At 51.0% G+C, this 20,988-nt stretch carries 17 protein-coding genes; 5 read left to right on the top strand and 12 right to left on the bottom strand.

The genetic code is table 11. From position 1 onward, the window contains the following. Positions 1–257 precede the first annotated feature (257 nt). From galS to folE, 3 genes are all read right to left on the bottom strand, one after another. The gene (gene galS, locus ACJHYR_RS14115; protein ID WP_000628679.1) at positions 258–1,298 is read right to left on the bottom strand and encodes an HTH-type transcriptional regulator GalS; all 1,041 of its coding nucleotides are present in this window, start codon (positions 1,296–1,298) and stop codon (positions 258–260) included. Between the two features lie 141 nt (positions 1,299–1,439). After that, positions 1,440–2,597, bottom strand: a complete 1,158-nt coding sequence (gene yeiB, locus ACJHYR_RS14110) for a DUF418 domain-containing protein YeiB (RefSeq protein ID WP_000440913.1) — start codon at positions 2,595–2,597, stop codon at positions 1,440–1,442. A gap of 16 nt (positions 2,598–2,613) precedes the next feature. Further along, positions 2,614–3,282 carry a GTP cyclohydrolase I FolE gene (gene folE / locus ACJHYR_RS14105; RefSeq protein WP_001139615.1) on the bottom strand — a complete coding sequence of 223 codons (669 nt, stop codon included), beginning with the start codon at positions 3,280–3,282 and terminating at the stop codon, positions 2,614–2,616. Between the two features lie 257 nt (positions 3,283–3,539). Here folE and yeiG point away from each other — a divergent pair, with 257 nt between their 5' ends. Beyond that, on the top strand, positions 3,540–4,376 hold the full coding sequence (gene yeiG / locus ACJHYR_RS14100) for an S-formylglutathione hydrolase (protein WP_000425427.1): 837 nt from the start codon (positions 3,540–3,542) through the stop codon (positions 4,374–4,376). 31 nt (positions 4,377–4,407) lie between these two features. Here the strand turns inward: yeiG and cirA are convergent, their stop codons facing one another. The 3 genes from cirA to yieE all read right to left on the bottom strand — a co-directional run bounded on the left by cirA (position 4,408) and on the right by yieE (position 9,246). Continuing rightward, positions 4,408–6,399: a catecholate siderophore receptor CirA gene (gene cirA, locus ACJHYR_RS14095; RefSeq protein WP_000489293.1), complete on the bottom strand. Its 1,992-nt coding sequence runs from the start codon at positions 6,397–6,399 to the stop codon at positions 4,408–4,410. A 291-nt stretch (positions 6,400–6,690) separates the two neighbouring features. Next, entirely contained in the window at positions 6,691–8,160 is a 1,470-nt protein-coding gene (gene lysP, locus ACJHYR_RS14090; protein ID WP_000534384.1) for a lysine-specific permease, read from the bottom strand. 204 nt (positions 8,161–8,364) lie between these two features. After that, positions 8,365–9,246 carry a DNA-binding transcriptional regulator YeiE gene (gene yieE / locus ACJHYR_RS14085; protein ID WP_000548286.1) on the bottom strand — a complete coding sequence of 294 codons (882 nt, stop codon included), beginning with the start codon at positions 9,244–9,246 and terminating at the stop codon, positions 8,365–8,367. Between the two features lie 98 nt (positions 9,247–9,344). Here yieE and ACJHYR_RS14080 point away from each other — a divergent pair, with 98 nt between their 5' ends. The 3 genes from ACJHYR_RS14080 (at position 9,345) to ACJHYR_RS14070 (ending at position 12,416) form a co-directional block, all read left to right on the top strand. Then, positions 9,345–10,394: a YeiH family protein gene (locus ACJHYR_RS14080; protein ID WP_000182053.1), complete on the top strand. Its 1,050-nt coding sequence runs from the start codon at positions 9,345–9,347 to the stop codon at positions 10,392–10,394. Between the two features lie 73 nt (positions 10,395–10,467). Further along, a complete protein-coding gene (nfo, locus tag ACJHYR_RS14075; RefSeq protein WP_000873880.1) occupies positions 10,468–11,325 on the top strand; it encodes a deoxyribonuclease IV in 858 nt (285 codons plus the stop codon). Positions 11,326–11,327: 2 nt separating this feature from the next. Beyond that, positions 11,328–12,416 (top strand): sugar kinase, encoded by a 1,089-nt coding sequence (locus tag ACJHYR_RS14070; RefSeq protein WP_001615318.1) that lies wholly within the window; start codon positions 11,328–11,330, stop codon positions 12,414–12,416. A gap of 55 nt (positions 12,417–12,471) precedes the next feature. Here ACJHYR_RS14070 and ACJHYR_RS14065 read toward each other — a convergent pair whose 3' ends face one another. Both ACJHYR_RS14065 and rihB read right to left on the bottom strand, forming a co-directional pair. Further along, entirely contained in the window at positions 12,472–13,722 is a 1,251-nt protein-coding gene (locus tag ACJHYR_RS14065) for a NupC/NupG family nucleoside CNT transporter (RefSeq protein WP_072837470.1), read from the bottom strand. A 99-nt stretch (positions 13,723–13,821) separates the two neighbouring features. After that, positions 13,822–14,763, bottom strand: a complete 942-nt coding sequence (gene rihB, locus ACJHYR_RS14060; RefSeq protein ID WP_000415473.1) for a ribosylpyrimidine nucleosidase — start codon at positions 14,761–14,763, stop codon at positions 13,822–13,824. 129 nt (positions 14,764–14,892) lie between these two features. Between rihB and ACJHYR_RS14055 the strand changes: the two genes are divergently transcribed. Next, entirely contained in the window at positions 14,893–15,591 is a 699-nt protein-coding gene (locus tag ACJHYR_RS14055; RefSeq protein WP_000658596.1) for a transcriptional regulator YeiL, read from the top strand. Positions 15,592–15,658: 67 nt separating this feature from the next. Here ACJHYR_RS14055 and ACJHYR_RS14050 read toward each other — a convergent pair whose 3' ends face one another. The 4 genes from ACJHYR_RS14050 to fruA all read right to left on the bottom strand — a co-directional run bounded on the left by ACJHYR_RS14050 (position 15,659) and on the right by fruA (position 20,985). Beyond that, positions 15,659–16,909, bottom strand: a complete 1,251-nt coding sequence (locus tag ACJHYR_RS14050; protein WP_000353878.1) for a NupC/NupG family nucleoside CNT transporter — start codon at positions 16,907–16,909, stop codon at positions 15,659–15,661. A gap of 93 nt (positions 16,910–17,002) precedes the next feature. Next, on the bottom strand, positions 17,003–17,941 hold the full coding sequence (gene psuG, locus ACJHYR_RS14045; RefSeq protein ID WP_001292477.1) for a pseudouridine-5'-phosphate glycosidase: 939 nt from the start codon (positions 17,939–17,941) through the stop codon (positions 17,003–17,005). Further along, a complete protein-coding gene (locus ACJHYR_RS14040) occupies positions 17,929–18,870 on the bottom strand; it encodes a pseudouridine kinase (protein WP_001587220.1) in 942 nt (313 codons plus the stop codon). The genes psuG and ACJHYR_RS14040 overlap by 13 nt, the downstream gene beginning before the upstream one ends. Before the next feature lie 423 nt (positions 18,871–19,293). Further along, positions 19,294–20,985: a PTS fructose transporter subunit IIBC gene (gene fruA / locus ACJHYR_RS14035; protein WP_000854453.1), complete on the bottom strand. Its 1,692-nt coding sequence runs from the start codon at positions 20,983–20,985 to the stop codon at positions 19,294–19,296. Between the last annotated feature and the right edge of the window lie 3 nt (positions 20,986–20,988).

Below are 20,988 nucleotides of genomic sequence, written 5' to 3'. Positions count from 1 at the left end.
CAGGGTAGTGCTTGAGATAAATGCTCGGCGGGGCAGTAGAGTTAATGAAGTGTTACTGAACGCCGAAGCTCACTTTTTAAAATTCGTTCTTCCATGCCCGGTAACGCTCCAGAAAACGGCTTTAATTGTTGTTATGACGCTATTACCTCGGTGAAAGTGATTATTCACTGTTACATACGGGTTACAACGTTAAAACGGTTCAATCATAGCTATCACATTGTTAAGATACTGTGAAATCACTCACAGATTGAAAGCGGTTACATCGCCTGATTTGTTGAGTTAGTGATCGCCGCCGCATTCTGGCGCGTTGCGACAGAATGGCGACGCACTAACGTCGGCATAAAACAGTGGCTAGCACGAGGATCAATATTGCCTGCTGCCCCCTGCAAGGCCAGTTCGGTGGCTAATTTAGCCATTGAAGCAATGGGATAACGCACAGTCGTTAATTGCGGGTCGGTGTAACGGGCGATGGGAATATCATCGAAACCGATGATTGAGAGATGTAACGGAATCGCAATGCCATTATCTTTTAATGCTGTCAGTGCGCCAGCGGCCATATTGTCGTTATAAGCAAATACAGCGGTAAGTTGTAGATTGCGCCCCAGCAGTTCAACCATCGCCGCCTCACCACCCGGCATGTCCGGCGTGCCAGTGCCAATCCAGCTTTCCGGCGGAATAAGATCCTGCTCTTTCAACGCACTCATCCAGCCTGCTTTACGCATGGCGTCATCTTCAATGCCGTGACTGGAAGAAAGATAACCAATACGTTGATGACCGTTATTCAGCAACATGCGCGTCGCCATTCGGGCACCGCTGAGATTATCCAGGCAAACGCAACGATGGGCGTACCCCGGCACAACGCGGTTGATTAACACCATACCGGGAATGTTATCCATAAATTGTGCCAGTTCATCGTCACTCAATGCTTTTGAGTGAACAATCAATGCATTACAACGCTGGCGAATTAACACCTCAATGGCGTGACGCTCTTTTTCCGCTTCATGATAGCTATTGCCGATTAGCACGTATTTCTGATGCTGCTGGGCGACCAGATCCACCGCTTTTACCAGCGCGCCGAAAAACGCATCAGAAACGTCCATCACCACCACGCCAATGGTGTCGCTAACCTGAGTTGCCAGCGCCTGGGCATTGGCATTTGGTCGATAATCCAGCTTACTCACGGCTTTCATTACTGCTTCACGCGTGTCGGCACTGACCAGCGTGCTGTTATTGAGCACTCGGGAAACCGTTGCCACAGAGACGCCAGCCTGACGCGCTACATCACGAATGGTGATCATATTCACTACCTGTTATGAGATTGCAGTAAATGACTGCTTGCTGGCGGCTATTTTGTCAGCACTGAATACAGGACTTCGTGAATCGAGTCACAGCAATGGAAACGGTTACAGCCGTTTTGTTAACGAATGTGATCCAGATCGTTATCTTGATGTTTTAGATATTGCCGGTCCGGCAGCACGCAAAGTTAACTGACGCCAGAGCCATTCCACCGGCCCCTGGCGGAAGTAACGCAGCCAGATAACAGAGAAGAGGATATTCGCCAGCCATACCGGAATAACAAACGCCAGCAGCTCCAGACGGTCAAAATGCATAAACAAACCGAGGTGGTAAAAAAGCGTGGTACAAATCAGCGTTTGCAATAGATAGTTGGTCAGCGCCATCCGTCCGACGCAGGCGATCGCAAGCACCAGCTTAAAGCGGCTCAATTGCGGCCAGAAGCCATAAAACAGCGACGCATAGCCAATCGCCTGAAACGGCGCACTCAGTTCCCGCGGCATTTGAAGTAAGAAGGCACACCAGCGATACGCCCAGTCCAGCTGCCATTGCAGGGCGATGGCAGGAAGGTTAATGATCACCCCAATCGCCACCAGCACAAAACCAGTACGACGATAGTGACGTAAGCTGAACTGCCCTTTCAGCCAGCCGCTGCGCATCAGCGCCGCACCAATGAGCATCATCCCTGCCAGTTGCCAGCCATACTGTGCGCCCAGTGCCAGTAAACTGTTACCAACACCATCGGCACGATTACTGATCGCTTCAACGCCGCCGTGAAGCTTCCAGTATTTTTCATACAAAATAGCCGATGCATCCGGCGTCCAGGCGCGGCTGGTCTGGCTGTCGGAAATCAGCCCCAATAACATCAAAACGCCAAGCCCCACCAGATAAAGCATGACGCCTGTATTAAACAGGCTTTTTACCGATGGCGCATCGCGCACCAGCCGCCAGCAGATTAAGCCCACCAGCCCGTAAGCCAGCAGAATATCGCCGTCCCAGAACAATAAACCGTGAATAAAGCCCAGCAAGACTAACAGCGTTAACCGCGACTGGATCCAGCGTCTGCCACGGGGCAGCAACATTTGCAGGCCAGCACCAAACAGCAGCGCAAAAAGCGTGAGGAATTTCACCTGGCCGATGAGATCGAGAAATGCCCAGGTCCATGCATCCTGCGGCGTAATAGCGCCGTACCAGGCGGGATTGAGATAAGCCGCCTTTGGTAGCCCAAAGGCGCTGATGTTTAATAGCAGGATCCCCAGAATGGCGACGCCGCGAACAAAATCGAGCGTGACGTTGCGCTCCATGGTTCCTGCCTTTTAATCAGTTGTGATGACGCACAGCGCGCAGAAATTCGTGGCGCGTATTCTGACTGGATTTGAACAATCCACCAAGAGAGGTCGTTGTTGTGGCACTGGTTGCGTCGCGGATGCCACGCGCTTTCACGCAGTAATGCACCGCGTCGATAGAGACAGCCACGTTATTGGTGCCCAGCAGCGTTTGTAGCGCAATGAGAATTTGCTGGGTCAGACGTTCCTGCACCTGCGGACGCTGGGCAAAGAACTGCACAATACGGTTAATTTTTGACAGACCGATCACCGAATCTTTCGGGATATAAGCCACCGTCGCTTTGCCATCGATGGTAACAAAATGGTGTTCACAGGTGCTGGTCAGGGTGATATCGCGCACGGTGACCATTTCATCGACCTTCATTTTGTTTTCAATGAGGGTGATTTTCGGGAAATTGACGTAATCCAGACCGGAGAAAATTTCATCGACATACATTTTAGCGATGCGATGCGGCGTTTCCATCAAACTGTCATCAGCCAGGTCGAGATTCAGCAGCTGCATGATTTCGGTCATATGACCAGCAATAAGGCTTTTGCGCGTTTCGTTATCCATTTCATGCACGGGCGGGCGCAGCGGTGTTTCCAGTCCTCGCGCAACTAACGCTTCATGAACCAGGGCCGCTTCTTTACTGAGTGATGGCATTTATGATTTCTCCTGCAGGTGTGACGCCTCCGCCCTGCGTGGGGGCAAAGTTATTAAGCTGATTTACAGCCTGATTATTGTGCGTGAGGCGGCGCACATAATCCAGTATTCACAGCGATAATTATTGTAATTGCCGCTGCCTTTCATCAGCAGATGTTAAAACATCGTTATGCAAATACGGAAGTGAAAGTTACTCACAGCACATTGAATAAACGGTATGATGAAGAAATTGCAAACAACACAACAAGGAGCCACGCATGGAAATGCTCGAAGAGCACCGCTGTTTTGAAGGCTGGCAGCAACGCTGGCGACACGACTCCAGTACCTTAAACTGCCCGATGACGTTCAGTATCTTCCTCCCACCACCTCGTGATCACACCCCGCCACCAGTGCTGTACTGGCTTTCCGGATTAACCTGCAATGACGAGAACTTCACCATCAAGGCGGGTGCCCAGCGCGTGGCGGCAGAACTGGGGATTGTACTGGTGATGCCAGACACCAGCCCGCGCGGCGAACAGGTTGCCAACGATGATGGCTACGATTTAGGCCAGGGCGCAGGCTTTTATCTTAATGCCACGCAACCGCCTTGGGCGACGCATTACCGGATGTATGATTATCTGCGCGATGAATTACCGGCGCTGATTCAGTCGCAATTTAATGTCAGCGACCGCTGCGCTATTAGCGGTCATTCAATGGGTGGTCACGGTGCATTGATTATGGCGCTGAAAAACCCGGGCAAATACACCAGCGTTTCCGCCTTTGCGCCGATTGTGAATCCATGCAGCGTACCCTGGGGCATTAAAGCGTTTAGCAGCTATTTAGGTGAGGACAAAAATGCATGGCTGGAATGGGACAGTTGTGCGCTGATGTATGCCAGTAACGCGCAGGATGCGATCCCGACGCTTATCGATCAGGGTGATAATGATCAGTTTCTTGCCGACCAGCTGCAACCCGCAGTGCTGGCAGAAGCCGCGCGCCAGAAAGCGTGGCCGATGACGCTGCGTATTCAGCCGGGATATGATCACAGTTACTACTTCATCGCCTCTTTTATAGAGGATCACCTGCGCTTCCATGCGCAGTATTTACTGAAGTGAAAGTCCGCCCGGTTCGCCGGGCATCTTCTCATCAGAAGCGATAATCCACTGCCATAAAGTAACGACGTCCGTCTTCGTTATAGCTGTAGTCGTCACGACTGAGATCCTTGTCGCCAAGGTTCAGCACGCCTGCGCGCAGTTTGACGTCTTTAGTCACCTTCCAGGCCGCGCCGGTATTCCAGATGGTATAACCGCCCGGTGTTTTAGCCGTCGCGCTGTCGGCGCGTTTCTGCCCGGTATAGTGTCCGGAAACATAGAATGACCAGTCTTCCAGTGCCAGCGGTTTCCAGTCCAGCGTACCGTTAGCAGTATGGAACGGCAGATCGGATAGCGGTTTGTTTTCGCCGTTGCTGACATCACGACCATCGTTGTAGGTGTAGTTGATCGACAGTTTCCATTCATCGTTGAACGGAATTTTCAGTTCGGTTTCCACGCCCTGAATACGAGCTTTGTTAACGTTGTAGTAGCTAAATACCGGTATGCGCCGTCCGTTAGCGCCCGTCTCAAAACCGACAAAGTTTTGGTAGCCCGGTGCAGCGTTGACGTCAGACGTACGGCTAATGCTGATACGATCTTTCACATCGTTACGGAAAACGGTCACGCTGGATTCAACCCCTTCCAGCCAGCCTTCTTCACCCATGTAGTAAAGCCCCAGCTCCCAACTTTCGCTGGTTTCAGGTTTCAGATCCGGGCTACCCACAATCTTACATGCGCCACGGCAGGAATTGCTCGTCCAGTCAGGGCTAAGTTGCAACAGAGAAGGCGCTTTAAATGCCGTCGCCCAGCCCCCTTTCACCGTTACGGTGTCGGTGGCGTTATAAACCAGGTAGGCACGCGGACTCCAGTGTTCACCGTAGGTTTCATGATCGTCCATACGTACGCCGGTCGTCAGCGCCAGCGGCTCGAAGATCCGCCATTCATCTTCCACAAATAGCGCGTACTGGCTGGCAGACGTTTTGGAGCTGGTTCCCCCGGTCAGGTTCACCGCATCACTAAGTTTGTCGTGACGCCATTCACCGCCAACCGTGAGAAACTGATTAATCGCCGTCAGCGGCAACGTGTATTTACCGTCGACCGTATTGCTTTCGGAAGTTATCGGGCTGCTGTTGCCAGGGTTTTTGTTCTCGACTTTCTCACCGTAGTATTTCAGTTCGCTGGTGCCGTAATCCCAACGCCCATTATGGCTGACGGAGTAGTTCTGGCGTTCCAGACGGTTTTTGTCCAGCGAGTCGGAATCACGATCCTGACGGTCGAAACCGTATCCGGCAGTAAAATCGTGATTTTGATTCGGTGTCCAGGCAAATTCGACATTGCCGTCGCGGCTGGAGAATCCTTCAATACGCGGCGTTTCTCCGGTATCGGTGGTCGTTGAGTTTTGCGGGTCATCCTTTTCACGTTTTGCCAGGCTGCCGTAAGCTTTCATTCCCAGCACACCATCAATTAATGGTCCACTGGTAAAGAACTGACCGTTATAGGTATCACCGCGATCGCGATGTTCCTGAATGGTGGTATCGACGGTAACGGTACCCGACCATTTCTGACCGATTTTTTTGGTGATGATATTCACTACACCGCCGAGCGCATCGGAGCCGTACAGCGACGACATCGGGCCACGAACCACTTCAATACGTTCGATGGAATCGACCGGGATCCAGTTCAGATCGAAATCATTGTGGCGGAAGACGGCATTGCGGGAGTTAACGCGTTTACCGTCGACGAGAATCAGGGTGTAGCTGCTGTCCAGACCACGAATACTAACGCCCTTACGGTTATCCCCTTCGTTCGTCAGTTGTACGCCAGGCACTTCTTTGAGGACATCCTTCAGATTCTGTACCGGTTTTCGCTGCAGGTCTTCCTGGGTAATGACGCTGATACTGGCAGGTGCATCTTTAAGGTTTTGTTCAACGGAAGATGCAGTGACAACCATCGTTTCGCTATCATCATCGACCGCTAACACAGGCCATGCACAAGAAATAGCGGACAAACACAGCCCGACCCGTACGAAAGGGTTCAACCTAAACATTCCATATTTCCATGAGGTAACTACGAAAATAAAATGGGTATCGCTCACATCTTCTTTACGTCCCCTTGCGTACGGCAGCATCGCGGTGGACTTATTTGTATGCAGGTGATCATCCCAGAAAGCCGGAACAGCCTCTGATTTGTCAGCCTTTTTTGATTGCGGCGTAACGATAATGCAAACGATAACAATTATCAATCCAAATGTTAAATTTTATATCCGCATGATTTGTCAGGGAAATGGAATTGAAAAAGCCCTCTCGGTTGAGAGGGCTTAGCAAGGAAGGGAGGAAACTTATTTCTTATCGTTCTGCGGGAACTTCATTTCGCTGTAGCGTACGAAGTGAGTTCCTTTAATCAGCTTGTAGCCGAACCAAATAATCAGGAACAGCGGGATACCAATATACGTTGCCGCTACGCCGCCCCAGTCAATGGTATCTTTCAGGAACGCTTCGTAGTTCTGGCCCAAAGTGATAATCAGACACAGAATGAATGCGAAGATCGGCCCCAGTGGGAAGAAACCTGAACGGTACGGCAGATCGTTAATGTCGTGTCCCTGCAATACGTAACCGCGACGGAAGCGATAGTGGCTAATGGCAATCCCCAGCCAGGCGATAAAACCGGTCATCCCGGAGGTGTTCAGCAGCCACAGGTATACCGTCTGGTTGCCAAACATGGAGGTCAGGAAGCACAGACCGGCAATCACCGTCGTCGCATACAGCGCATTACGCGGCACGCCACCACGCGACAGTTTAGCGAAAATGCGCGGCGCTTTACCGTCACACGCCAGGGTGTACAGCATACGAGTAGACGCATACATACCGGAGTTACCCGCTGACAGCACCGCCGTCAGAATAACTGCGTTCATCACCGCCGCCGCAGAGAGCAGACCCGCGTGCTGGAACACCAGGGTGAACGGACTAACGCTGATGTCTTTAACATCGTTACGCAGCAGGCTCGGATCGGTGTACGGAATAATCAGGCTGATAATCAGGATCGCGAACACATAGAACAACAGGATTCGCCAGAACACCTGACGTACCGCGCGTGGAATGTTTTTCGCCGGATCTTCGGACTCGCCTGCAGCAATACCGATCAGCTCGGTTCCCTGGAAAGAGAAGCCGACAATCATAGCTACGCCGATCATCGCCGCAAAACCACCAGCAAACGGCGCTTCGCCGATTGTCCAGTTGCTCCAGCCCGCAGGCTGCGCGCCTTTGAAGATACCGATAATCATCAGCACGCCAACGATGATAAAGACAATAACTGTCGTGACTTTGATCAGTGAGAACCAGTATTCCGCTTCACCAAAGCCACGAACTGAGATGTAGTTCAGCAGGAAGATAACGCCGAGGAACAGCGCACTCCAGATCCAGCCCGGTGTATCCGGGAACCACCAGCTCATGACCAGCTGAGCTGCAACCAGGTCAACGGCGATAGTCACCGCCCAGTTGTACCAGTAGTTCCAGCCCAGCGCGAAGCCAAAGCCTTCTTCAACATAGTTCTGACCATAAGTGGCAAACGAACCGGAAACCGGCATATATGCAGCCAGTTCACCGAGACTGGTCATCAGGAAGTAAACCATCAGGCCAATCAACATATACGAGAGCAATGCCCCGCCCGGACCTGCCTGAGAAATCGTTGCGCCAGAGGCAACAAAAAGACCTGTACCGATGGAACCGCCAATGGCAATCATCGTCAGGTGACGCGCCTTTAATTCACGGCGTAAGCCCGGCGCTTCTGTAGTTTTAGTTTCGGAACCCATACAAAAATGCTATCCATCTTAAAAATGAGGCGCGATTGTAGCAGACGATTGGCAATCCTTCCGGCAGAAATACACGGTTATAAGACACCTTCATGATCGCCCAGGGATTATAAGTAAAGCAGCCAATCTCTTTTCTGGCGAATGCATGCTGAGGGCGCTGCGTCACGAAATCGACACAGCACCAGCATGTTCTTGTACAGCAACTTAACGCGGTACATTCGCGGGATCGCAATAGTCCAGAAAGCGCCGTAGCGCGTTGGAAAGGTGTTTTTGCCGATGATGTATACGCCACAACGTACGCATCAGGCGCGGCAGAGGGACCGCAACTTCACTTAATGTGCCTGCCTGCAATTGATCTTCAATCACCCGCCGCGACAGGCAACTAATTCCCAACCCATGACGCACCGCATGTTTGATTGCCTCGGAGTTACCTAATTCCATCGCCATCTCAAACTTCGGTAAATGTGACAGCAACAGATAATCGACAATCTCCCGCGTGCCGGAGCCGCGTTCACGCAGGATCCACGGCGCAGCGGCCAGCTGTTCTAAGGTGACCGGACCACGAGCCAATGGCGAAGTCGGCGCGGCGAAAACCACCAGCTCGTCTTCCAGCCACGGTTCAGAAATGATTTCAGTGCTGTGGCACGGTCCTTCAATAAAGCCAATATCAACACGGAAATCCAGCACCGCTTGCATCACGTCCTGGCTGTTCCCAACGCTAAGTTCAATCGGCAACTGCGGATAATCATGGCGATAACGGGCGATAACTGCAGGCAGAATGTAGTTACCGATGGTACTACTGGCATAGATACGAATCGCACCGTTGTCTTCGCGAAACAGTTGTTCGATTTCGATCGCCTGTTCAAGCAGTGCCAACGCACGCGGATAGAGCAGTCGCCCGTGTTCATTAACTACCAGTCTTTTCCCCACGCGATCAAACAGTTGCACGCCAAGCTGCCCTTCCAGGTCGGTCAAGGCTGCGCTCACTGCTGATTGCGACAACGCCAGCATCACCGACGCCTGGGTGGTTGATCCACTTTTCAATACTTCTGCAAAAACTTCCAACTGCCGGAGGGTGATGTGCATAGTCGCTTACCACTTATAAAGATTAATTATAAATATATAATCAATTTTATTTTTAAACCAGTTAGTCGTAACCTTATGCCCGGTTAAAGGAGAGGGTTATGACGAATATCACCTTACAGAAACAACATCGTACACTGTGGCATTTTATTCCGGGGTTAGCCCTGAGTGCAGTTATCACCGGGGTCGCCCTGTGGGGTGGTTCCATTCCCGCGGTTGCGGGTGCCGGGTTTAGTGCCCTCACCCTCGCAATCTTGTTGGGGATGGTTTTAGGCAACACCATCTATCCGCACATCTGGAAAAGCTGTGACGGTGGTGTGCTGTTTGCCAAGCAATATTTATTACGTCTGGGTATCATTCTTTATGGCTTCCGTCTGACGTTCTCGCAAATTGCCGATGTCGGTATCAGTGGGATCATCATTGACGTGTTGACGCTGTCCAGTACCTTCCTGCTGGCTTGCTTCCTGGGGCAGAAAGTGTTTGGTCTGGATAAGCACACCAGCTGGTTGATCGGTGCCGGTAGCAGTATCTGTGGTGCTGCCGCGGTACTGGCGACTGAGCCGGTAGTGAAAGCGGAAGCCAGTAAAGTAACCGTGGCTGTTGCAACCGTTGTTATCTTCGGGACCGTCGCGATTTTCCTCTACCCGGCGATATATCCGCTGATGTCTCAATGGTTTAGTCCGGAAACTTTCGGTATCTACATTGGTTCTACTGTGCACGAAGTGGCGCAGGTGGTGGCGGCAGGTCATGCCATCAGCCCGGATGCAGAAAACGCAGCAGTTATTTCCAAAATGCTGCGCGTGATGATGCTGGCTCCGTTCCTCATCCTGCTGGCGGCGCGTGTTAAACAGCTGTCTGGGGCGAACAGCGGCGAGAAAAGCAAAATCACTATTCCGTGGTTTGCCATCTTGTTCATCGTAGTTGCCATCTTTAACTCGTTCCACCTGTTACCGCAGAGCGTGGTGAACATGCTGGTAACGCTGGATACCTTCCTGCTGGCAATGGCGATGGCGGCGCTGGGTCTGACCACTCACGTCAGCGCACTGAAAAAAGCCGGGGCGAAACCTCTGCTGATGGCACTGGTACTGTTTGCCTGGCTGATTGTTGGTGGTGGTGCGATTAACTATGTGATTCAAAGCGTCATCGCATAAACCACTACATCTTGCTCCTGTTAACCCGCTATCATTACCGTTTTCCTCCAGCGGGTTTAACAGGAGTCCTCGCATGAAATACATTGGAGCGCACGTTAGTGCTGCTGGCGGTCTGGCAAATGCCGCAATTCGCGCCGCCGAAATCGACGCAACCGCGTTTGCCTTGTTCACCAAAAACCAACGTCAGTGGCGTGCCGCACCGCTCACGACGCAAACCATCGATGAATTCAAAGCCGCCTGTGAAAAATATCACTACACATCGGCGCAAATTCTTCCCCACGACAGTTATCTGATTAACCTCGGACATCCGGTCGCTGAAGCTCTGGAAAAATCGCGCGATGCGTTTATAGATGAAATGCAGCGTTGCGAACAGCTGGGGCTTTCTTTGCTCAACTTCCACCCTGGCAGCCATCTGATGCAGATTTCAGAAGAGGATTGCCTTGCGCGTATTGCCGAATCCATCAACATTGCGCTGGATAAAACTCAAGGTGTGACAGCGGTGATTGAAAACACCGCCGGTCAGGGCAGCAACTTAGGGTTTAAATTCGAACATCTCGCGGCGATTATCGACGGCGTGGAAGATAAATCCCGCGTCGGCGTCTGCATTGATACCTGCCATGCTTTCGCTGCCGGGTATGATTTGCGTACTCCAGCCGAATGCGAGAAAACGTTCGCGGATTTTGCCCGTATTGTCGGCTTTAAGTATCTGCGCGGGATGCACCTTAACGATGCGAAAAGCACCTTTGGCAGCCGCGTTGACCGCCATCATAGCCTTGGTGAAGGCAATATCGGTCATGATGCGTTCCGCTGGATCATGCAGGACGACCGTTTCGACGGCATTCCGCTGATCCTTGAAACCATCAACCCGGATATCTGGGCAGAAGAGATCGCCTGGCTGAAAGCGCAACAAACTGAAAAAGCGGTAGCCTGAAGATGAATAACCGGGAAAAGGAGATCCTTGCAATTTTACGGCGTAACCCGCTGATTCAGCAGAACGAAATTGCGGATATGCTGCAAATCAGCCGTTCGCGTGTTGCGGCGCATATTATGGATTTAATGCGCAAAGGTCGGATTAAAGGCAAAGGTTACATTCTCACCGAGCAGGAATACTGCGTAGTGGTGGGGACAATCAATATGGATATTCGCGGGATGGCGGATATCCGTTACCCGCAAGCGGCTTCTCATCCCGGTACAATTCATTGCTCGGCAGGCGGCGTTGGACGCAATATCGCCCACAATCTGGCGCTGTTAGGCCGCGACGTCCATTTGCTTTCAGTGATTGGCGATGACTTTTATGGCGAAATGCTCCTGGAAGAAACGCGCCGCGCCGGCGTGAATGTCTCCGGCTGCGTTCGTTTACATGGTCAAAGCACATCGACGTATCTGGCAATTGCCAATCGAGACGATCAAACCGTGCTGGCGATTAACGATACCCATCTGCTGGAACAGTTGACACCGCAACTACTGAACGGGTCGCGCGATTTACTTCGTCATGCGGGCGTGGTACTGGCTGATTGCAACCTGACAGCCGAGGCGCTGGAGTGGGTCTTTACCCTCGCTGATGAAATCCCGGTGTTTGTCGATACCGTTTCAGAATTCAAAGCGGGCAAAATCAAACACTGGCTGGCGCATATTCACACCCTGAAACCCACTTTACCGGAGCTGGAAATTTTATGGGGACAGGCGATCACCAGCGATGCTGACCGTAATGCCGCAGTGAATGCGTTGCATCAGCAAGGCGTTCAGCAACTGTTTGTTTATTTGCCCGATGAGTCAGTTTATTGCAGCGAAAAGGATGGAGAACAATTTTTGCTGACCGCACCAGCGCATACGACAGTAGACAGTTTTGGTGCTGACGATGGTTTTATGGCGGGTCTGGTATATAGCTTTCTGGAAGGAAACAATTTCCGTGACAGCGCCCGTTTTGCGATGGCCTGCGCGGCAATTTCACGCGCCAGCGGCAGCTTAAACAACCCTACCCTGTCTGCCGAAAACGCGCTTTCATTAGTGCCGATGGTGTAACAATGTTGCCGGATTCGACGCTTGACCGCGTCTTATCCGGCTCATAACTCGCGCACTACGCTAAGCCAATAAAAAATCCGGCAATGGTAGCGCTCATCAGGTTAGAAAGTGTCGCCGCTGCCAGCGCCCGTAAACCAAGCTGGGCGATTTCCGGTGCACGGTGTGGCGCAACCGCAGAAAACGCCCCCACCACCACCCCGATAGAACCAAAGTTAGCGAAACCGCACAACGCGAAAGAAATAATCGCCACGGTTTTAGCATCCAGAGTGCCAGCTGTTTGCAGATAAGGTGAGAAATTGAGGTAAGCGACAAATTCATTAATCGCCAGTTTCTGTCCAATCAAACTCCCGGCAAGATTCGCATCAGTCCAGTCAACACCCATTACCCACGCCAGTGGGGCCAGCAGGTAACCTAAAATGGACTCCAGCGAGGCATGTTCAAAACCAAACCAGCCGCCAACGCCGCTGATAATACCGTTAATTAACGCAATGATGGCGACAAATGCCATCACTACTGTCGCCACACCTGCGGCGATTTTCAGTCCGGTCATTGCCCCTGTAGCGGCGGCTTCAATAATGCTTTTTGGCGGTGTTTCGGTGAAAGAGAGGTTATTAAAGGAAACCTGCGAAGATTCGGTAGCCGGGCTTAACAGGCGGGCAAACAAGATCCCGCCGGGGATCGCCATTAACGATGCCGCTAGCAGATATTCCACAGGCACGCCCAGTGCGGCGTAACCAATCATTGTCGAACCAGCAATCGAGGCCATGCCACTACAAATAGCCGTAAATAATTCATTGCGATTCAGACGATCGATAAAGGGTTTGACGATTGCCGGAATTTCGTTTTGCCCGAGGAAAATGGTAGTGACAGCGACGAATGACTCAATCTTGCTGATATTCAATGCTTTCTGGAATATACCGCCGAGAATGCGAATTAAGATCCCCATCACACCGATGTAGTAGAGAATACTCACCAGTGCTGTAACGAAGATAATTGCCGGTAATACCCTGAAACCAAAGATAAATCCTGCGCCATCAAACAGCGTGTCCATTTTCGGCCCGACCAGCGAACCGAAGATAAATGCGCTACCCGCGTCGCTGTACGCCATCACTTTATGCACGCCAAAAGCGACTTTTTCAGCGACCCAACGCCCTGGCGGTAACCAAAGCATAATGCCGCCAATCACGACCTGTAACACTAACCCCGCGCCAACGGTACGCAGGCTGATCTTCTTCTTGTTTACTGACAGCAAAAACGCAATTGCCAGCAATACCACCATTCCCAGAACACTTCTCATGACATCCATAGTTATTATCTCTTCATGTCATTTTGGGCGACGGCTTTCTGCCCATCAGAAATAGCCGGGCCTGCATCTTGCGATACTGACCCGGCTTGTTATCAACACTTAATGGGTTTTGATGTAGCCGCGCACGCACTCTTCGACTAATCCCCAGAACCAGTCAGTATCAATAGTGATGCCGACTTTGGTATTGGCGGGCTTGCCAAGAACGCCCAGTTCGTCGCAGACCGTACGCCCATAGCAAGGGCCGCTGTTGACGTCCACTTCGACGTACATATCCTGGGTTTTAATGCCATCAGGGTTGATCAGATAACCGATGCAGGTGGCGTCGTGCACCGGGCCGCCAGCCAGGCCATAGTTTTCGAACTGGGTTTTGAGAGTGAAGTTCATGATGTCGCTGAACAGCTCTCCGGCAGGGCCGCCTGCCCTTTCCATCCGAGCAATCACGTCCGGGGTGCAAACGGTCTGGTTGGTGAGATCGAGGCCCATCATCACCAACGGAACGCCGGAGGTGAACACCACGCGTGCGGCTTCCGGGTCAGCAAAGATGTTGAACTCGGCAGATGGGGTGAAGTTGCCAGTACCGTAAGCGCCGCCCATCAGCACAATTTCACGGATTTTCGGCAGGATCGCGGGTTGCATACGCATTGCCACCGCGATGTTTGAAAGTGGGCCAACCGGCACCAGAGTGATATCGCCATCGCTTGCCATCAGGGTATCAATGATGTATTTCACCGCATGGGTACTTTCTGCCTGGCGGGTCAGCGGCTCGAATACCGGGCCATCAAGTCCGGTTTCACCGTGAATATTATCGGCAACGATTTGTTGCCGCATAATGGGCTGAGGCATCCCCGCATAAACCGGAACATTAATCTCCAGTTTCTGGCAAACATTCAGGCCATTAATTAATGTTTTATCAAGCGTCTGATTACCCGCCACAATGGTGATGCCTAATAAATCAATCACCGGATGTTTCGCGGCCATCATTATGGCAATAGCATCATCATGACCCGGATCACAATCCAGAATATTTTTTCTCTTTTCCATTGTTTATTTCCTCTGTTTCCAGTTGCGTTATTTTTTCTACAGCAAAGAAAATTCGACCGGGCCGATGATTGAATCTTAACAACAGCGTAAGTATGCTAAATATGAGAAATCTCATAGCGGATAAACATCGTGAAAGAAATCCACAATAATGACCTTAAGCAGCAATTGATGAGTGAATCTGCGTTTAAGGATTGCTTTTCAACGGATGTTTCAGCCGATACGCGGCTGTTTCATTTTTTAGCGCGTGACTACATTGTGCAGGAAGGGCAACAGCCGTCATGGCTGTTTTATCTGACGCGAGGCCGCGCCAGGCTTTACGCCACGCTTGCTAATGGTCGCGTGTCGCTGATCGATTTCTTTGCCGCCCCCTGTTTTATTGGTGAGATTGAGTTAATCGATAAAGACCATGAACCGCGTGCGGTGCAGGCTATTGAAGAGTGTTGGTGCCTTGCGCTCCCTATGAAACATTACCGTCCACTGTTATTAAACGACACCCTATTTTTACGAAAACTTTGCGTCACCTTAAGTCATAAAAATTATCGTAATATTGTTTCTTTAACTCAGAATCAATTATTTCCGTTAGTGAATCGCCTGGCAGCATTTATATTACTCTCGCAGGAAGGTGATCTTTATCACGAAAAGCATACGCAAGCGGCAGAGTATTTAGGCGTTTCTTATCGACATCTTTTATATGTTCTCGCGCAATTCATTCACGACGGTTTATTAATTAAAAGCAAGAAAGGGTATCTAATTAAAAACAGAAAGCAGTTATCAGGACTGGCACTGGAGTTGGACCCGGAAAATAAATTCTCAGGGATGATGCAGTAAAAATTATTTGCAATAGAGCGATTGCCGGATGTGACGCTAAATAAGCGCGTACATCCGGCAATGAAACTCAAGCTAAACCAATAAAGAACCCGGCAATGGTCGCGCTCATCAGGTTGGAAAGCGTTGCTGCTGCCAGCGCCCGTAAACCAAGCTGGGCGATTTCCGGTGCGCGTTTTGGCGAAATAGCCGAAAATGCCCCAACGACAACACCGATAGAACCAAAGTTAGCAAAACCACAAAGCGCAAAGGAGATAATCGCAATGGTTTTCACTTCCAGCGTGCCGCCCGTTTGCAGGTATGGGGAGAAGCTCAGGTAAGCGACGAATTCGTTAATCGCCAGTTTCTGCCCAATCAGGCTACCCGCCAGGTTGGCATCACTCCAGTCCACACCCATGATCCACGCCAGCGGTGCCAGCACATAGCCAAAAATACTTTCCAGAGAAGCATTGGCAAAACCAAACCAGCCGCCAATTCCGCCGATAATGCCATTAATCAGCGCAATAATTGCGACAAACGCCATTACCACCGTCGCCACACCAGCGGCGATTTTCAACCCGGTCATCGCACCGCTCGCCGCTGCTTCGATAAAGCTTTTTGGCGGTGTTTCGCTGAACGACAGATTTTCAAATGTGACCTGCGAAGGCTCGGTTGCCGGGCTAAGAATACGTGCAAACAAAATCCCGCCAGGGATCGCCATCAGCGATGCCGCTAACAGGTAGTCAATTGGTACGCCCATTCCGGCATAACCAATCATCATCGAACCAGCAATGGACGCCATCCCGCTACAAATTGCGGTAAACAACTCGTTGCGATTCATGCGATCGATAAACGGTTTAACGATCGCCGGGATCTCATTTTGCCCGAGGAAAATAGTGGTAACCGCAACAAAAGATTCGATTTTGCTGATGTTGAGGGCTTTCTGGAAAATGCTGCCAAGGATGCGGATTAGCAGCCCCATCACGCCAATGTAGTACAGCAGGCTGATGAGCGCAGTGACGAAGATAATCGCCGGGAGTACGCGAAAGGCGAAGATAAAGCCCGCGCCATCAAACAGGACATCCATTTTCGGCCCGACCAATGAACCAAAAATAAAGGCACTACCGGCATCACTGTAAGACATCACTTTATGAACGCCTAATGCCGCCTGCTCTACCGCCCATTTTCCTGGTGGAAAATAGAGCATGATGCCGCCAATGGCGATTTGTAGCAGCAGCGCGGCTCCAACCGTGCGCAAACTGATGCTCTTTTTATTCACTGACAACAAAAATGCTATTGCCAGTAACACCACCATCCCCACAACACTTCTCATTATATCCATAATGATTTTCCCTTCATGCCAGTAAACCCGGCGTCAGCGCCAGGTTTTGGTATGTATGATCAGTACGGGCGACGGCTTTCTGCCCGTCAGAAATTAACCCGCGAGACGCTGGTATTCTTTGGCAATTTCACTCGCCAGAATGGCGTTGTTGAACACCAGTTGGATGTTGGATTTCAGGCTGTCACCGCCAGTCAGTTCAGCAACACGAGCCAGCAGGAACGGTGTGCTTTCTTTACCAATAACGCCCTGCTCTTCGGCTTCGGCAACGGCTTGATCTATGGCTGCATTGATAGATTCCTCCGGCATCGCAAACTGTTCCGGGATCGGATTTGCCACCACCAGGCCACCGTTCAGCCCGCTTTGCCATTTCACCGCCATTGCATGGGCAATTTCACTGGCGCTGTCGAGACGAATACTGACGTCAAACGGGCTGGTACGGCAGAAAAACGCAGGCAGCGCTTTGGTCTGATAGCCAATTAACGGCACACCGAAGGTTTCTAAATACTCAGTGGTTAATCCTAAATCGAGAATAGATTTCGCCCCGGCACAAACAACGGTGACATTAGTATTTGCCAGTTCTTGCAAATCGGCAGAAATATCGAAGGTATGTTCCGCCCCGCGATGCACACCACCAATTCCCCCTGTGGCAAATACTTTAATTCCGGCAAGCGCCGCAATAATCATCGTTGAAGCAACGGTAGTTGCGCCATTTTTTCCGGCGGCAACAACAAAAGGTAAATCGCGACGACTAACTTTGGTCACGTTATGCCCTTCACTACCCAGCAATTCAATTTCTTCTTTGCTTAAACCCACTTTCATCACGCCGCCAATAATGGCGATAGTGGCAGGTACAGCGCCCTGTTTACGAATAGTTTCTTCAACTTCAATTGCGGTCTGGGCATTTTGTGGGAACGGCATCCCGTGAGAAATAATGGTCGATTCCAGCGCCACAACCGGTTTTTTGTTTTTTAAAGCGTCCTGCACTTCCGGGGAAATTTGTAATAATTCAGGGGAAATTTTTAATTCAGACATTCTGCGTTCTCCACTAACGATATAACGTTGGCAATCGATAAATCGGGGTTATTGGTGTATTCACAGGAGAGCGCCATTGACGAACATCCCTGTGCGAAACGAACAGATTCGGCAAACGGCATTCCGTCTACCCAACACGAAGCAAGCCCAGCCATCATGGCATCGCCCGCTCCGGTAACATTAATGACATTGGTTTTGATCGGCGCAGACCAACCACTTTCACCGCTGATATCACTGTAATAAACGCCGTCGCCGCCCATGCTCATTACCAGTCGGTTCAGGCCATGTTGATGGAACCAGGCAGCAACTTTTGCCACATCTTCACGCCCTGACAAAGCAATCCCACTCAGGGTTTCCGCTTCAAGGCGGTTTGGCTTGAGAGTGTGGATTTGATTTAGACGGTCGCGCACTTTGACACATTTCCACGCGGAAACAGGATCGACAAATACGGGTACGTTGGCGGCATTATCCAGAATCCATGCCAGTGCCTCTTCACTGATATTACAGTCCGCGACAATGACCTTTGCCCTCTGAATAAATTCACCGTGCTGTGCGAGATATTCAGCTGTAATAGCGTTGCTAATATTCATGTCATTTATAGCAACCAGCATTTCACCGGTATTATCGAGTAATGATAAATAGCTCGACGTATTTTCTCCCGGCACAATCAGGCATTTATCGACATAAACACCAGATTGATTGGTTTGCGTTAGCAACGATTGACCATAAAAATCACTGCCTACTGCGCTCAGTAGCCAGACTTTATTCCCCAGCAACGCCAGGTTTTGTGCAATATTGCGCCCTACTCCACCAGGCGTAAACTTTATTTTACCTGGATTTGAATCCGCATAATTTAATGATTCATGTGAATATCCGGCGACATCAATATTCGCCGAACCTATAATTACGACATAATCCTTTTCGCGCATAGCACGTCCTCTGGTAAAAAATTACCAACCCTGTCAATCCACAAGAATATTGATACTGCAAAGACGGTTTAAACATGTGTTCATATTTAAACATGTGCTCATAGTATGCATGTTTTACGTAAAGTAAATTACCGCCAGAGAGGCAAAATGGGCAGATTTGAGCAGGCTCACAAAACGCGATTAAATACCTGAATTATAAAAAGGGGGAATTTGTGACGGGATGCACAGAACAGGAACACTAAAAAAGGGCAGAAATTAATCTGCCCTTGAGGAAATAACCTTAGTGTTTGATGAAAGTTTCAGGTTTCCACTAAAAGATAAAACCATTTAAATTCATAAAATTACATTCACAAACCGGTCATTCTCTTTGCGCGCATCAAATGTTACAGGGCAGGAAATTTCTGCCCTGTAACACACCTTTTATTACGCTGCTTTCGCTACTGCGTCCACTTCCGGACGTTTCAGGAAGGCATAGGCCAGACCCGCCACCAGCGTACCGGCAATAATGGCTACCAGGTAACCCAGTACCGGCGTAATAGCGCCAGGGATCAGCAGAACAAACAGACCACCGTGCGGTGCCATCAGTTTCGCACCAATCGCCATTGAGATTGCGCCAGTCAGCGCCCCACCCACGATACAGCACGGCAGCACACGCATCGGATCACGAGCAGCAAACGGAATTGCACCTTCCGAAATGAAGCACAGTCCCAGTACCAGAGCAGCTTTGCCCCCTTCCTGCTGCGCTTTGTCGAATTTGCGACGCGCCACCATTGTTGCCAGGCCCATTGCCAGCGGTGGCACCATACCTGCCGCCATAATCGCCGCCATCGGGCCATAGGTTTGAGTACTCAGCAGACCCACACCGAATGCGTACGCTGCTTTGTTTACCGGACCGCCCATGTCAGTACACATCATGCCACCGAGGATCGCCCCCAGCAGAACCGCATTCGCAGTCCCCATGGTCTGCAGCCAGTGAGTCAACCCTTCGAGAATGCCAGCAACCGGTTTACCGATCAGGTAGATCATCGCCAGACCGACCACCAGACTGGAAATTAGCGGAATGATCAGAATCGGTTTCAGCGCCTCCATACTCTGTGGCAGTTTCAATTGCGTACTGATTAACTTCGCAATGTAACCAGCCAGGAAGCCCGCAATAATACCGCCAATGAAGCCAGAACCAGTGCTGACCGCCAGCATACCGCCAATCAGACCCGGCGTGAGGCCCGGACGATCGGCAATGGAGAAGGCAATATAACCTGCCAGTACCGGCACCATCAGCGCAAAGGCTGAACCACCACCAATCTGCATCAGCGCCGCTGCCAACGTACCCGGCTCTTTAAACGCTTCGATACCAAAAGCAAAAGAAAGCGCGATACACAGACCACCTGCAACGACCATCGGCAGCATGTAAGAGACGCCCGTCAGCAAGTGACGATAAGCGCCTGCACTCTCTTTCTTACCTTCAGTGGTCGCTGTTTGAGTTTTGCCCGCCGGTTCATACGGCGTTGCTTCAGCAACCGCTTTATCCAGTTCCTGCGCGGTTTTCTTCAGCGCCAGACCGGTAGAGGTGCGATACATCGGTTTACCAGCAAATTTCGCCAGATCCACTTCAATATCTGCCGCCACAATCACCAGATCCGCTGCGGCTACTTCTTCAGGGGTGATTGCATTACCCGCGCCAACCGAACCACGGGTTTCAACTTTCACCCACCAGCCACGTTTTTTCGCTTCGGTTTCAATGGCTTCAGCCGCCATAAAGGTGTGTGCTACGCCAGTCGGGCAAGCAGTCACCGCAACTACGCGTTTCGGACCGCTGGCGGCAACCGGTGCTGTCGCAGCGACCGGCGCAGTGTAAGGTTTCGCATGGCCTTTGGCTTCACTCAGGAACAGCTCAGGGTGCGCAACTGCCCGGGAAATATCGCCCAGCCAGACATTTTTACCGTTCAGCGCGCTGTCGTTCGGGATGGAATCACCGAGAACAATCGCCATTTCAGCGTCGTTCGGATTGTCGATGATTTCCAGTTTTGCTTTTCGCGCCGCCGCGCCCAGCAGGGTCTTCGCCATATAGGCGCGTGCCTGACCGAGATTAGCGTCAATAATCAGCAGCGTTTTCATTAT

The sequence above is a fragment of the Escherichia sp. WS1450 genome, assembly GCF_046487395.1.
Taxonomy (GTDB): domain Bacteria; phylum Pseudomonadota; class Gammaproteobacteria; order Enterobacterales; family Enterobacteriaceae; genus Escherichia; species Escherichia coli.
This window is presented reverse-complemented; position numbering and strand designations above follow the sequence as displayed.